Genomic DNA, 13,811 nt, shown 5'->3' with positions numbered 1-13,811 from the left:
AGATTGTGAAAAGGACTGGTCTACATTAAGCAATAAAAATAGCTTTTTATGTTTTGGTATTATTTAGTTTAAATTTTGCAAAATCGATACTGTGAAAGCTTTTTTTGAGAAGAAGTTAGCCTTTTGAAAAATGTTATTTGGTTTTAAAGTTTTTAGGTTTTATTATGTATTTTTCCATAGATAATCGGTGAATGGATAAACGTTTCAACGAGGGGACCACCCACCGATTAATGGCAAAATCACTTTTTTATAAATTTTTATTGTTTGGTACGCTTTGTTTTATGGTGGTGTTTAGGCTTTTGATGTTTATTGCGGTGCTTCTTTTTTCTTTTCTTCAAAAAAAGCCAAAGAAGCAAATGGATACAAACCGCGCTTAAAATCAATAGACCGTAGAACACCCGAATGTTGTCTTTACCCAGTGCTCTTTGGCGAATTTCTTTTGATTTTTGACTTGAGAGATGAATAGCTTTTTTAAAGACCCATTTATCCTTTTTATGTTTTACTTTCAATACCAGCTGATAATCACCTGCATTAAGTTTTTCAGGTAATTTTATCGGATAAATAAATGAGGTTTCTGGCGTTATATCAAGTTTTGAGGATTGTTTCACAATCGTTTTATTATGACTATCTTTTATTTCAGCGACAAACTCACTTTCTTTTAAGAGCGTGGCTTCTCCATTTGATAATAAAATGTCTAAACTACTTTGAGTACTTGAAAAAGGTTCAATTGAATATTTTTCAAGAGTGATGCGAGCTTTGGGGCGAGTATCAATGTTTCCACGAACAACAAAAGGAAGGTTGTAAGCGATCGTATTTGCAATAGTGGCTTCTTTTTTCTCTGATTTTTTCTCTGAAATATGTAATCCAGCCATTAATAAGCCGTTAAATGAAGACTCTGGAAAAGTTAAACTACCTTCAATTGTTTGACTATGTCTGCCTGCAACCGTGACTTCTTTAGGTAATTGGATCATTTTAGTTAATTGATACATAGTCGTTTGCTTCTCTGGCGTTTGATCGGAATAATCAATCATTCCATTTTTATTCGTTCGAGCTTTATTCACTTGAATCACATAGGTTTGTGCGTGATTACTATTGTTCGTAATCAAAACACCAAATTTTTCTGTTTCAGAGGGAGTCCATCTTATATCAAAAAAACTGTCCACTCCTCCTGTTTGATGCGCAGAAATGATAGGTGAGACCGAATAAGTTTCTGGGAGATTAGTGGTAGCAGTATCTGCTAATACGTTATTTCCAGTTAGACCTATGATTAGAGCTGATAATAAAATTATGAACTTTCTCATGTTAATCTCTCTTTCAACTAAAACTAAGGAGTTCTTCTAAAACACGCAGGCTTTATTCTTTAAGCTGACTTGTTCCTTTAGTTAAATTCCATTCGATAGTGGAAGTATAAGTTTGTACTTTTTTAAGTCCAGTATATGTTAATGTAGCTGTCAATTTCTCTTGGTTTTCACCAACTATATCTGTCTCTTTAGTAACAATAGGTGCAGCCGTAGCTGACAATTCCACATCTCCGATTTTTAAAGAACGTGTGGGATCTGTATCCGTTAATTTTGCGGCAATTATAAATCCGTCGTTTTCACCAGAATAATCGGTGACCGTGTAGTTCATTTCTTTTGAACCAAAATTAACAACAGCACTTAATGGTTGTTTACCGAAGTTCAATTCAGCATCCACTTTTAAAGTCACATCTCCTCTAACTACTTCAGAAGTAATGGCTGTGGTTCCTGTTGTTGTATCCTCTGCATGCGTAGCAAGTGGTTTGACTAATAGGCTTAAAATTCCTCCGCATAATAAAAGACTTAAAATTAATTTTTTCATATTTTCTACTCCTTTAATGAACGATTAATATTTGGTTGTAAATTCCATTCTAAATCGGCAATGTAAGTACCAGCCTTTGCGCTGGTTAAAATGGCTACTTTTACAGGTAAATTTATTTTTTTACTCATTGATTGTTTGTTATTGTTATAAACAATTGTTTCACTGTGAGAAATTGCTTGGTTATTGATAATTAATTGATAATTTTGTGCATAGGTATCAAAATTAGGGGATTGAACGGTTATTGTCCATCCTTCGTTTAGACCACGATAATCGGTTATCTGAGTATGAACTGCTTTTAAATGAATGGTTTGTTCATGACCAGTCAACGTGGCTTGAAAATTTAAACCATTCGGTGTAGTCATGGAAAATCTTCCAGGTATAACTTCACCAGTCACGCTTGAAGTGGCACTGTTTGCAAAAGCTATTGGACCAGCTATTAATAAGAAGCCCAAACAAGAACCAGCAAACAAGTATTTATATTTTTTAGTCATATCCATCCTCAACTTTCTGGCATACCAGATAGTCCCGCTGAATAAGACGATAGGTATTCCAATCAACCTAAGGGGAAAGTAAGCTTTTTCGCCAGTTTTAGGGAATTCTTTCCCTTTTTTTGGTGCGGTAGATGTGTTGTTTTTATCTGAAGAAAGCGTAGGATCAAGCAAAGTACCAGAAACTTTGGAATGAGAAGTATCTGCCATCACTTTTTTAGGCGATAAAGATAGCGACAATAATCCACTGAAACAGATAACGAATAATAGACATTTTTTCATTATTCCAACACTCCTTTCGTTGAAGGAGTTAAAGCCCATTCGAGAATCGCCTGATCTTTTCTTAAAGAAGTCGCTTCAGAATAATCAATATAAATAAATTCATTCCGATTTTTTTGATTGCTCACTTCCATATTCCCTGTGCCAGAAGCAATTGATTGCATCTGTGTCGATAAGGTATGGCCATTATATGTTAAAAAGTTCGTAAAATCAGGTAAGGCAGTTGAAGCTAATTTGATTGAAAGATCCCAACTGCTATTTGATTCATCTTGGACCGTGACGGCATTTTCACTAGGCCAAAAAAGCAGGTTGTGACTTCCTAATTTTACCTGTCCAAAATTAGTTGTTTCAGGGACCGTTAAGAGCAAATCACGCTTTTTAACAGTGACTTTGACTTCTTTTTGAGCGGTTTGATTCTTATAAATCACCGAATAAACGCCAGGTGTCGTTGGATCAACAGAACCTTCGGTGCGTATACCTGAATCTTCAAAAGAAAGAGCATGACCATCAATATCTGTCGCAGAAACAAAATTGTCTTCTGGGTTCCAATTCTCTCCAACATAGATCGTCGTATCTTTTGCATCGATCGAATAAAGATTTTTTCGATAAATGTAATTGACCGTTATGGGCTCTTTTGTAAATTCCCCACTTGTATTTCCTTCTGTCTGGATCAGATGATACCCGGGTATTTCTTTTTCAAGTGTTTGATAGGTATCCCCACTGTAGCCACCGTATTCGATAGTATCGACTAGTTTGTTCTTGTTTTCATCTATGTAATTGGCATTAACAGTATAGATTAAAAATTTTATGTATTGATCTGAAAGGAATGGAGTGTCTCCAGTAAATGGCTCGAATCCCATTTGTTTATAAAGTAGTCTGTAATAAACATTGGGAAAGTTTAAGTAACCATCTTTGATGTAGGATGAATAGTCTTTCGGATGATCAATGCTACCATAGAGTTTCATGGTATAGGTATGTCCGTAAAATCCATCTGGAAATGAACGTATCACAGGAATACTGCCATCATTTTGTATGTTAAAAAAAGAAGTCCAATCCTTGCCTGTTTCATCTATGATTTTTATTGTGGTTGGATCTAATGTGATGCCACTTTCCGATAGAGGTATTCGCTTTGAAGTTGGGTTATAAAAACTTAATTTATAGAGTTCAAAGTGGTTAATCGTATATTCCTTTCCAGAAACAGTATTGTCTGGCACCTCAAAAGTAATGTTAGCTATTTCATATGGTTTATTAGAGATTGTTTCATTTATGGTTTTTCCAGTAACTGTTATCGTAAGGCTACCTATTTTTTTAGAGTAGTCTGCTGCTACGGTTGGTGTCAAAAGTCCAAATAATAGATAACCAATTATTCCAAAGAACAACAATGGATAATAACGTTTTTTTTTCATTTGCATGCTCCTATTTAAATTTTTTATAGATATGATTTCACAGAGTAAAGAGAATGTTCTGTGAAAAGAGTATAGAGCATTTATTTTATTAATGCAATATGTTTAATAACGTTTTTTTGAGGTTTTTATTGTCTTTTAAGCGAATATAAATAAAGAATGTTTGTTATATATATGTAAAGATAACAGGACATAATAATAGGAGATATTTCGTTTTAAAGCCTGTAATATAAGAGAGGAACTCTGTTTTTAAAGAGATGTTCGTTATCTAAATACTTGACGAGAGAAACCTGATGAAAGATAAAAAAACATTATATAAAATAGCTGGAAAACAGAAAATAAACTTTTTTCATAAACAAATCTAAAATAATAAAAATTAGCTCATGATTAATATTTGTGAACAAAGAGATAAAAATACAAAAAATATTTTTTACGAAAACGCTTGACCATCCTTTTATTCGTATGATAAATTAAATCCTGCTGATAAAACGTAATTATTACGATTTGTTTATGTGAATCGTAACCAACAAGGAAAGAAGATGAGAAGGAGTGTAACAAAATGAAACGCTTATTTTATTTATTAGGAATGGTATTGATCGTAGGGATACTGGCAAGTTGTGGAAGTCAATCGGAAGCCACGAACAAACAGGAGAAGTTACAAGTAATTGCGACTTTTTACCCCATGTATGATTTTACAAAAGAAGTCGTTGGCGAAGAAGGCGAAGTAGCATTATTGATTCCGGCAGGGACGGATTCACATGACTATGAGCCATCAGCAAAGGACATGGCAAAAATTCAAAACGCTGATGTTTTTGTTTACAACAATGAAAATATGGAGACTTGGGTACCAGCTATTCAAGAAACGTTAAAAGACGGCAATGTTTTATCTATTAAGGCGACAGAAGGAATGCTTTGGTTAGCAGGAGAGGATCATGATCACAACCATGATCACGACCATGATGGACATTCCCATGAATTAGACCCACATGTCTGGTTAGCACCTAATCTAGCAATGAAACAAGTGGCAATTATCCGTGATCAATTAATTGAACAATATCCAGATAAAAAAGATGCGTTTACTAAAAATACTGAAAAATATTTAGAAAAGTTACAGACACTTCATCAGAATTACCAAGATACTTTAAAACAAGCAAAACAAAAGACATTTGTCACACAACATGCGGCATTTAATTATTTAGCATTAGAATATGGCTTAAATCAAGTAGCGATTGCTGGATTATCAACAAGTGAGGAACCGTCAGCTGCCAGAATAGCAGAATTAAAACAATTTGTTCAAGAACATGGTATTAAGTATATTTACTTTGAAGAAAACGCGAAAGACAGTATTGCTAAGACTTTAGCAAATGAAGCTGGTGTCTCCTTAGCTGTCTTAAATCCTTTAGAAGGTTTAACAAAAGAACAGTTGGCAAATGGAGAAAATTATCTGTCAATTATGCAAGCAAATTTAAAATCTCTACAAAAAACAACAGAAACTGAAAACCCACTTGAAAGTACATTAGTACCAGAAAAAGAAAAAACTGTCTACAATGGTTATTTTGAAGACTCCGCAGTGAAAGATCGTGCATTATCTGATTGGAATGGAGACTGGCAAACAGTTGATACCTATTTAGAGGATGGCACGTTGGACCCAGTATTTGAGTATAAAGCAAAAACAAGTTCAAAAATGACTGCTAAAGAGTACAAAGAGTATTATAAGATAGGATATCAAACAGATATTGAGAAAATAAAAATCACTGGAAATACCATGGCTTTTACTTTTAAAAATGGCGAGACAAAACAATCAGACTATCAATATGTAGGTAAACAAATACTTAATTATTCTGCAGGTAATCGAGGCGTACGCTACTTGTTTGAAGCAAAGGATCTATCGAGTGGAGCATATCGATATGTTCAATTTAGTGATCATTCAATTGCCCCTACAAACTCAGATCATTTCCACATTTATTTAGGTAATGAAAGTCAAGAAACTCTATTAGAAGAAATGAATAATTGGCCTACTTTCTATCCAGAGGAAATGAGTGGCAAAGAAATTGCCCAAGAAATGATTTTGCATTAATAAATGAAATAAACGAGTCAAACAAACAGTTGTGTTTGACTCGTTTATTTTTGTTTGTTTTTTTAGGGGAGAGTTCAGAGATTTACGAAATCAATTTTTTTAAACCACGTACAGATGCCGGAATCACTTCGCCATTGGTTAGTGTGATTTCTCGAGTCTTTTTATTGATCGTTTGCACGTTTTGCGTGTTGATCACGTATGATTTATGGCAGCGGATAAAATGGTGGTTCATTTTTTCTATTTCTTTGATTTTATCGTAAAACTGCATTTGAGCATGTGTTAAATGAACCTCTAATTTATGTGGTGTTCCTGGGGAAGTCGAAAAATATTGGATATCTTTGATTGGAAGAAACTTGATTTCATCATTAAATTCAATTTTGAAAATGTCTTTTTGTAAGGGTGTTATTTGAACATCTTCAAAAATTTTACTTAAAATCCGCTCCACATTTTCTTTTAAATCAAAGATATCCTCTTTGATAATATAATCCGTTGGTTCAATGTTGTTCTTCAAGATAGACATGGAAAGATCAGTATGTGAAGTCACGTAAATAATTTTTCCTAAGGGGTCTAAATCTCTTACGCGCTTGCCAATCATGATACCATCTAGATTGCTATCTTTTAGTTCGATGTCTAAGAAATAAATACCAAAAGATGAAGTACGTTCGCTAGCTGCTTGAAGCAGTTCAACAGGATCAGAAGTAGCTACATGGACATAACTATCTAAATTTTCAATCATAATACGATTTTTAATCACGGCTGCAATGACTTCTAGTTGCTTTATATCATCTTCACAAATATATATTGGAATCATGCGAATACTCCTTTACTCTGTTTTTATATAGAGAGATTGAGAAAAACGTTGATTCTCAATCGATGTCTCAAGGAAAATATAAGGGTTTGATTTAGTTAGTTCATCTAAAATAAACAAGCCCAGCCCTTCATTTTTAGGTCCAGTTTTTGTGGAAAAACCTTTTTGTTTTAATTTATTTAAAGGAAGTGTATTCAATGTTGTGTTGGTTACACGGATGATGATGAAATGCTTCTTTTTTAATATCAATAGTTCAATTTTCTTTTTCTTAGTAATCGAAGCTCCTTCAATCGCATTATCCAAAATGATCCCCAACATACGAACTAAGTTGACAGTGTATTTTTTCTTTAGGCGTATTTCCTCTGGTACTAAAAGTTGAATAGAAAGGCCTTTTTCCTGTGCCATCATCAATTTCAAAGACAATAAGCTTTTTATCTCTGGATTTTTTATTTGATCTAACAGACTAAGATTCACTGGAAATTGCTCCATAATTTGATGCGTAGGTAAGATATTTTGATTATAATACTGACGTAATCCTTCTAGATCTTCTTCAACAAGATAGCTATTCATTGAGAAAAGCAAATTTTGATAATCATGTTTAAACTCTCTAAGATCCTGATAGTTTTTCTCCAAATCACGAATATAGTCTTGTTGTAATTGCATTCTTTGTTCAAGTAATTGATCAGCCATCTTTTTCTTAGAAATTTTCCAGTAATAGATAAGAATAAATAACCCACCTAGAAGATAAAGAATAAAAAAGCCAGTATTTAAAGATAAAATTTTTGACGTCTCACCAGAAAATCGAGTGTAAAAAATAATGACATAATAAGTAAACAACATCAATGTACCAATTGTTCCGATCATTCGACGATCAAGTCCATGAAAGTTGTTTAAAGCTTTTTTAAAACTCAAAGCAAGTAAGGCGGATAAAGTAGCAGAGACAATGAGATGCAGATACTGCAAGGAATCACCAGGTTCAATCACTGTATTTTTTAAAATAAAAAAATCGCTGAAGCTAGTCAAATGATCTCCTAGAAGTGATGTTAGCAATCCCCAAGGAAGTGCGTAAATCAACTTTTGTCGGGAAGACGAAAAGAAGAAAAAGGTCAGCATCAGCATACTAATTGCAATTAAAGCAGTAAATATCCCAAATAATGGATAAAGAAATCCTAGAACAACACAACATAATAAAATGACACTTACAAATAAATATTTTTGTTTAATCTGATGTTCAATGAGTAATATACAACTTGCATAGATTAAATATTGTAGCGCTATGGACCATAAAAACATAAAGCACAGCTCCCATTGATTTTTACCAAATTATAGCATAATTATTGAATTATTTTTTTAATTTTTCAGGGATTTTAAATTCTGAGCTCATACCAAAGCAGCATCCTGATACAAAAAAGTCAGACAAATTAGTTAATTGTTTAATGATTGTTTTTTTCATAAAATATTCCTCCTAGGTTCATTATATAATTTGTGGTTGGAAGCAACGTAACTATTTCTAAAATAACTCCGAGAAGTAAGTAAGTAGAAAAGTAAGAATTAGCGAAAAATAAAATAATTACTGTGAATATAAGAAACATAAAGATGGATTTCTTTAACAATAAGGGGCGTTTTTTGGTTTCAATCGGATTGAGAGCTGTACCTCTTGATCCATAGCGAAGCAACAACAAAAAACAGATAACTAATGAAATGACCTTCATTGGGGAGGAGAGGGTCATTTCAAAATGTTTCACTAAAAGGGGAACGCCCCATAAATAAAGCAAAGTCCATAGCAAACAAACAAATTCAGAATCAGAGTGAAGTCCGTAAGCATAGCGACGGATACAAATGTAAGAAAGAAAGGTTAGTCCTGTTTCAGCCCAAGATCCAGTTGCTAAAGAAAATACTAAAACAACAGCCAATTTTCCAAGGTTGTTCATTAAAACTTCTAGAGCAAATTTTACTTGAATATAAACCAAATCATCTTCCATTTTTTCACCACTGAAGAGCATTTTCAATATTCTATTCACTATTTTATTTTTCATTAAACGTACCTCCGCTTATGATTTTATGTCAAATTTTAGAAAAGAGACATTTCGTTTCATAAAAAGTTGTTTTGAAATCAAAATCGTAAAAACACTCAAAAAATCCATTTTAAGAATATTTTTTGACGTATTTTATAAGTGTTGATATAAAAAATATAACGATTTTGATGTAAAAAGACCATTTTATGAGATACATGTGTTCTTGTGCTAAATTTATGTTAAATATTTATTGACGTGAAAAATATTGGAGGTATTTATTATGGAAGAGGAACAACTTTTTGAAGTAGGGGAGACATGTGCTTTTGTCTCTGACTTGTTCGGTGCACCGATCAAAGGTGAAATAGAAAAAATTTATGAAAATAGTGTGATGATCCGAGTGACCAACTGTGCAGTAGAAGATAATGCAACTGCTGATAATTTGCATTGGCAACTCGTTGTTCGTAAATCGTGTGTTTTAACAGAATGTAAAAAATAAAAAAATAGACTGATTGTTTGTTAGATCCTGCAAACAATCAGTCTATTTTCTTTTACTTTTTGAGTAAAAACGAGTTGTGACGATAAAACTGCCAAATTTTAATACTTTGAACAATTGCCAAGATTAAAAATAAAAAAGCAACCAGTAAGATAGATAAATGTCCAAACAAATGATGAAAAATGACTAAGATGATAGCGCCACTCATAAAAGCAAGGACAACAGTAAGGAAATGGAAAAAACGATCAAAATCTGCTTTTTCTTTTGTGACGCAATAGTCGTATAAATTTGTTGCCACACCTTTTAAGTTTCCTGTAGTAAAAAGATTGGTATAGGCGCGTCCATCGATTTTATCAAAAGAAACCCATTGAATAGCAGCCGTAAACGCGATCATAATCGTCACAATAGCAGGATGCACATTGATAGACGAAATGCTCACTAGGAAAAAAATCACTGCTTCATAGTAAAGGACAAATAATCGCCAGAAATGCTTCTCTTTCTTCTTAAAATAGTCAATCAAAAATTTTGTCAATAAAATTCCTAAAAAGAAGAAGAGCGTGGATAAAACTTTTTTTAAGACACTCAGCCACTCACCATCGAACGCTTGGATGATGGCTAAGATGATATTTCCTGTCTGAGCCGAAGCAAAAGCATTGTATTGAACATATGTATAACTATCCATAGCTCCTCCGATAAAGGATAATAAAAGTCCTAAAGTTCGCCCCTCATGAAATGATGTACTCATTTTTATTTTCACCTTCAACAATTAATAGATTCTCTTTCTTATTTTACCACACTGTCTCTATAATTATTTGGAAATGTAGAGATAATTTTCAGAAAATCAAGGTAATTATGAAAGTCATTTTATTTTTTAGAAAGGTCTGTTAGTATAAAGGAAAATAGAGAACATTTATAGATAGAAAGATGGGGAAAACGATCAATCAAGGGGATGAAAAAGAAATTCTTAGCTTGCAAAAAGAATTGAATCATTGGGAAAAGAAATACAAAAAGCTTCAACAAGTTTTTCGTATGCAAGAAGAAATCATTGCAAGTTATGAAGCAGCCTATGGAGAAGCACCTGGGCTGATTGAAGAAAAAGAAAAGGAAGTTAGTCCTTCATTTTTTAATATGATGGAAAAACGCTCCTACAATCGATTTAATTATGAACAAAAGGCAGCCATCACTTATGACATGGAAAAAAACCTAAGAATTATTGCAGGGGCTGGAAGTGGTAAAACACAAACGATTTGTGCAAAAGCAGTCTATTTAATGACACAAAAAGAAGTAGATGAACAACGCATTCTAATGATCACTTTTACAAGAAACGCTGCAAATGAATTGAAAAAGCGAGTAGATAACTTTAGCCAACGAAAAACGGATATTCATATAGGCACTTTTCATAGTATTTTTTTTCGTTTGTACCATGAAATCTGTCGACAGTTTCCTGAAGTAGCTACTGAAGGAGTACAAGGGGAATTAACCAAAGAAACAACCTATAAAATCAATGTCTTAATGCAACAACTTATCCGTAAATACAATTTGTATGCATTCGATCAATACGGCGAAAAAAATATTGCAGGGCGTTTGGATTATTGGCAAAATATGAACTTATCAATAGAAGAGATTGTTCATTTAATAGAAGAAAATTTTGATGCAATAGAAAAAAAGACTGAAACACCGATTTCTAAAAGAATGGCGCATTTAATGATAGACCTCCAAGTACAAAAAAAGGAGCAACGTCTGTTTGAGTTCAATGATGTGTTACAAAACTTAAAAAAGGTCTTACAGAATGAGAGCGTTAGAAGGTATGTAGGACAAAAATATGATTATTTATTTATCGATGAGTTTCAAGACACGAATCCTTTGCAATGGGAAATCGTTCGTTTAATAACCAAAGAAACACCAATAAAACTAATCGTTGTAGGAGACGATGATCAAAGTATTTATGGTTTTAGAGGTTCTGAACCTTCGTATATTAAACACTTTGATCAAGATTATCCAACAAAGACACTTTTTTTATTGACCAACTACCGATCACGTGCTTCGATTGTGCAAGGTGCGAATCGTTTGATTACATTTAATAAAAATGATCGTATTCCAAAAGCGATGATCCCAGCACAAAAAGAAGCGGGAGTGATGAGTGCTTTGGCATTTGAAAACGTACAAGCCGAAAGTCAATGGATCATTGATCAAATGAAGACATTTATAAAAAACAAAGGAAAATATAAAGAATCAATTGTACTATATCGATCGCTTACTCAAACGCAACAATTAGTACAAGACTTGTTACAGACGAATATTCCATTTGTATTAGAAGCAGAGGGGCAATACGAAGGGATATTTGGTGTAAAACTCTTTCAACAGTTTTACCAAAAAGTACTTTCTTGGCAAGAAGCAAGTACTTCGCAACAGAAAACACAAGCTTATCAACAATTATTGCGTCAGTTAATGTCAACTTGTTACCTGAAAAAGGTCGAATGTGATAGGTATTTCTTCCAACAAGAAAAAGATATTACAAGCTATATTTTATCCATTAAGCCTCATTTAAAGACGAAAGAAAAAGAAATTCATTCATTTGTAGAAGGAATTCATGCCTTTGAAAAAAGCAAAGATAAACGTTTCGATCTTTTAGTGCAAAAATATCTTAAACTGACACGTTCAGCAAAAGAAATAGATAGTAGTGAACAAGAATGGCTATTGGAAAACCTGAAACAATACCCAACTTTGGGTCAATTAAAACGGTTGGAGAAGGAAGTTCAGGCAATAGCAAAGCAATTGAAAACCCGTTTAATTGCTTATAGGCAGGGAAAATTAGATGCATTATGCATCCAAAGTATCCATAAAAGCAAAGGTCTAAGCTATCGAAATGTTTTTCTAATCGGATGTAATGAAGGAATGATACCTTATAATGGTGCAAGCGACAAAGAAGCATCAGGTAAAAAGAAAATAAAAGCAGAGCATGTAACGACAGTCGAAGAAGAGCGTCGACTTTTTTATGTAGCGATGACTAGAGCAAGAAATCGGCTTTACCTCTGCATTCCCTTAATGAAGGGAACAAGAAAATTAAAAATCTCAAGATTTATTAGAGAAACGGGATGTAAAGTTAAAAAAGTAAATAAATAATCTCATAAAAAACGATATTATAAGTAATATTTACTTATGATATCGTTTTTTTACAACTAATTATCATTTTAATTTAGCTATTTTTTAGTTGTTTTTACATTTATAATTTAGGATTTACGTGTGTTTTAAGATACATGAATAATTTTTTGAATTTTCTATAGCTAATAATTGGTGTTTTTTATAACTTTAAGTTAGAATGGGATTATAATTAAAAAGGAGTGAGAGAATGATAAAAGTGTATACTTCGCCTAGCTGTACTTCTTGTCGGAAAGCACGGGCATGGTTGCAAGAAAATCGGTTGGATTTTGAAGAAAAGAACATTTTTGCAGAACCAATATCAGAAAATGAAATACGTGAAATTTTAGCAGCCACCAACGGAGGGGTTGAAGATATTATTTCTACTCGCTCGAAAATCTATGAAAAATTGGCGATTGACTTTAATGAACTCACGTTAAAACAGATGATCGTTCTTTTCAAACAATATCCTTCTTTATTAAGACGTCCAATTTTAATTGATGAAAAAAGAATATTAATTGGGTTTAATGAAGATGAGATTCGTTCATTTGTACCTAGAGAAATTCGTTCTGTTGCTAGAAAAATGATCTATATGCAAAATAGTATATTTGGCTAATATAAAAAAGGAGGAATCTTGTGAAAATTTATGGGTCAGCACATTGTTTGACCTGCTTAAAGGCAAAGCAGTGGTTAGAAGAAAAGCAACTCTCCTATCAATTTATTGATTTGGATCAAAGAGACTTAACTGCAAAAGAAGCAAAAGAATTATGCTGTTTTGCTGAAGTTCAAGCGGAGCAATTGTTCGCCACATGGTCACAAGGTTTCAAAAAGCTAGAAATTGATCTATCTACTATTACTAAACAGCAATTAATTGTTTTATGTAGAACCCATGGAGATTTAATCAGACGACCACTAATTATCATTGACGATGTTTTATTTGTAGGGTTCAATGAACCGTTGATGGAAAAGCTTATTGTAAGTAGGGAATAAAAGTAGGAACATTAGTATTAGTGAACTAAAGACAATTAAATGATAGTAGATGAAAGGAAATGAGTAGGGGATCATTTCCTTTTTTGTGGTGTTCGAAAAAACTGGAATGGGTATACCAAAAAGGTAAATTACTTATTGACTTGTGTAAATTTACATGATATATTCATTTTTGTTGTTTTTCTTCTTTATAAGATAAAAACAAAGTTCACAAGAATACTAAAAAAGTTCTTGACGGATCATAAATCACATGATAAGATAACGAGGTCGTTAAAAAAGAACGG

The 13,811-nt window shown here is 32.9% G+C and carries 13 protein-coding genes; 5 read left to right on the top strand and 8 right to left on the bottom strand.

What is annotated here, in order from left to right; all coding sequences use genetic code 11:
- Positions 1 to 257: 257 nt before the first annotated feature.
- The 4 genes from EVI01_RS10750 to EVI01_RS10735 are packed head-to-tail and all read right to left on the bottom strand — an operon-like array spanning position 258 to position 4,012.
- A complete protein-coding gene (locus tag EVI01_RS10750; RefSeq protein ID WP_010750532.1) occupies positions 258 to 1,301 on the bottom strand; it encodes a DUF916 domain-containing protein in 1,044 nt (347 codons plus the stop codon).
- A 52-nt stretch (positions 1,302 to 1,353) separates the two neighbouring features.
- Positions 1,354 to 1,839 carry a hypothetical protein gene (locus tag EVI01_RS10745; RefSeq protein WP_010750531.1) on the bottom strand — a complete coding sequence of 162 codons (486 nt, stop codon included), beginning with the start codon at positions 1,837 to 1,839 and terminating at the stop codon, positions 1,354 to 1,356.
- 5 nt (positions 1,840 to 1,844) lie between these two features.
- Positions 1,845 to 2,609: a WxL domain-containing protein gene (locus tag EVI01_RS14150; protein WP_010750530.1), complete on the bottom strand. Its 765-nt coding sequence runs from the start codon at positions 2,607 to 2,609 to the stop codon at positions 1,845 to 1,847.
- Positions 2,609 to 4,012, bottom strand: a complete 1,404-nt coding sequence (locus EVI01_RS10735; protein WP_010750529.1) for a bacterial Ig-like domain-containing protein — start codon at positions 4,010 to 4,012, stop codon at positions 2,609 to 2,611. Before EVI01_RS10735 ends, EVI01_RS14150 begins: the two co-directional genes overlap by 1 nt.
- 556 nt (positions 4,013 to 4,568) lie before the next feature.
- Here EVI01_RS10735 and EVI01_RS10730 point away from each other — a divergent pair.
- The gene (locus EVI01_RS10730; RefSeq protein WP_010750528.1) at positions 4,569 to 6,086 is read left to right on the top strand and encodes a zinc ABC transporter substrate-binding protein AdcA; all 1,518 of its coding nucleotides are present in this window, start codon (positions 4,569 to 4,571) and stop codon (positions 6,084 to 6,086) included.
- 82 nt (positions 6,087 to 6,168) lie between these two features.
- Here the strand turns inward: EVI01_RS10730 and EVI01_RS10725 are convergent, their stop codons facing one another.
- The 3 genes from EVI01_RS10725 to EVI01_RS10715 all read right to left on the bottom strand — a co-directional run bounded on the left by EVI01_RS10725 (position 6,169) and on the right by EVI01_RS10715 (position 8,930).
- Positions 6,169 to 6,897 carry a LytR/AlgR family response regulator transcription factor gene (locus EVI01_RS10725; RefSeq protein ID WP_010750527.1) on the bottom strand — a complete coding sequence of 243 codons (729 nt, stop codon included), beginning with the start codon at positions 6,895 to 6,897 and terminating at the stop codon, positions 6,169 to 6,171.
- A 12-nt stretch (positions 6,898 to 6,909) separates the two neighbouring features.
- Entirely contained in the window at positions 6,910 to 8,187 is a 1,278-nt protein-coding gene (locus EVI01_RS10720) for a sensor histidine kinase (RefSeq protein WP_146811674.1), read from the bottom strand.
- 140 nt (positions 8,188 to 8,327) lie between these two features.
- A complete protein-coding gene (locus EVI01_RS10715) occupies positions 8,328 to 8,930 on the bottom strand; it encodes an accessory gene regulator B family protein (RefSeq protein ID WP_010750525.1) in 603 nt (200 codons plus the stop codon).
- A gap of 259 nt (positions 8,931 to 9,189) precedes the next feature.
- Between EVI01_RS10715 and EVI01_RS10710 the strand changes: the two genes are divergently transcribed.
- Complete coding sequence (locus tag EVI01_RS10710; protein WP_010750524.1) at positions 9,190 to 9,405, top strand: hypothetical protein; 216 nt, start codon at positions 9,190 to 9,192, stop codon at positions 9,403 to 9,405.
- 52 nt (positions 9,406 to 9,457) lie between these two features.
- Here the strand turns inward: EVI01_RS10710 and EVI01_RS10705 are convergent, their stop codons facing one another.
- The gene (locus tag EVI01_RS10705) at positions 9,458 to 10,147 is read right to left on the bottom strand and encodes a YoaK family protein (RefSeq protein ID WP_010750523.1); all 690 of its coding nucleotides are present in this window, start codon (positions 10,145 to 10,147) and stop codon (positions 9,458 to 9,460) included.
- 179 nt (positions 10,148 to 10,326) lie between these two features.
- Here EVI01_RS10705 and EVI01_RS10700 point away from each other — a divergent pair, with 179 nt between their 5' ends.
- The 3 genes from EVI01_RS10700 to EVI01_RS10690 all read left to right on the top strand — a co-directional run bounded on the left by EVI01_RS10700 (position 10,327) and on the right by EVI01_RS10690 (position 13,530).
- Positions 10,327 to 12,525: an ATP-dependent helicase gene (locus tag EVI01_RS10700; RefSeq protein WP_010750522.1), complete on the top strand. Its 2,199-nt coding sequence runs from the start codon at positions 10,327 to 10,329 to the stop codon at positions 12,523 to 12,525.
- Positions 12,526 to 12,751: 226 nt separating this feature from the next.
- Positions 12,752 to 13,156, top strand: a complete 405-nt coding sequence (locus EVI01_RS10695; RefSeq protein WP_010750521.1) for a Spx/MgsR family RNA polymerase-binding regulatory protein — start codon at positions 12,752 to 12,754, stop codon at positions 13,154 to 13,156.
- Positions 13,157 to 13,176: 20 nt separating this feature from the next.
- Positions 13,177 to 13,530, top strand: coding sequence for a Spx/MgsR family RNA polymerase-binding regulatory protein (locus EVI01_RS10690; protein ID WP_010750520.1), 354 nt, complete (start codon positions 13,177 to 13,179; stop codon positions 13,528 to 13,530).
- Positions 13,531 to 13,811: the final 281 nt, after the last annotated feature.

It is taken from the genome of Enterococcus villorum, from assembly GCF_007990225.1.
Lineage (GTDB): Bacteria > Bacillota > Bacilli > Lactobacillales > Enterococcaceae > Enterococcus_B > Enterococcus_B villorum.
This window is presented reverse-complemented; position numbering and strand designations above follow the sequence as displayed.

Coding starts and splice junctions, on each gene's coding strand:
- EVI01_RS10750 (WP_010750532.1), bottom strand. CDS start 1,301: ATGAGAAAGTTCATAATTTTATTATCAGCTCTAATCATAGGTCTAACT.
- EVI01_RS10745 (WP_010750531.1), bottom strand. CDS start 1,839: ATGAAAAAATTAATTTTAAGTCTTTTATTATGCGGAGGAATTTTAAGC.
- EVI01_RS14150 (WP_010750530.1), bottom strand. CDS start 2,609: ATGAAAAAATGTCTATTATTCGTTATCTGTTTCAGTGGATTATTGTCG.
- EVI01_RS10735 (WP_010750529.1), bottom strand. CDS start 4,012: ATGAAAAAAAAACGTTATTATCCATTGTTGTTCTTTGGAATAATTGGT.
- EVI01_RS10730 (WP_010750528.1), top strand. CDS start 4,569: ATGAAACGCTTATTTTATTTATTAGGAATGGTATTGATCGTAGGGATA.
- EVI01_RS10725 (WP_010750527.1), bottom strand. CDS start 6,897: ATGATTCCAATATATATTTGTGAAGATGATATAAAGCAACTAGAAGTC.
- EVI01_RS10720 (WP_146811674.1), bottom strand. CDS start 8,187: ATGTTTTTATGGTCCATAGCGCTACAATATTTAATCTATGCAAGTTGT.
- EVI01_RS10715 (WP_010750525.1), bottom strand. CDS start 8,930: ATGAAAAATAAAATAGTGAATAGAATATTGAAAATGCTCTTCAGTGGT.
- EVI01_RS10710 (WP_010750524.1), top strand. CDS start 9,190: ATGGAAGAGGAACAACTTTTTGAAGTAGGGGAGACATGTGCTTTTGTC.
- EVI01_RS10705 (WP_010750523.1), bottom strand. CDS start 10,147: ATGAGTACATCATTTCATGAGGGGCGAACTTTAGGACTTTTATTATCC.
- EVI01_RS10700 (WP_010750522.1), top strand. CDS start 10,327: ATGGGGAAAACGATCAATCAAGGGGATGAAAAAGAAATTCTTAGCTTG.
- EVI01_RS10695 (WP_010750521.1), top strand. CDS start 12,752: ATGATAAAAGTGTATACTTCGCCTAGCTGTACTTCTTGTCGGAAAGCA.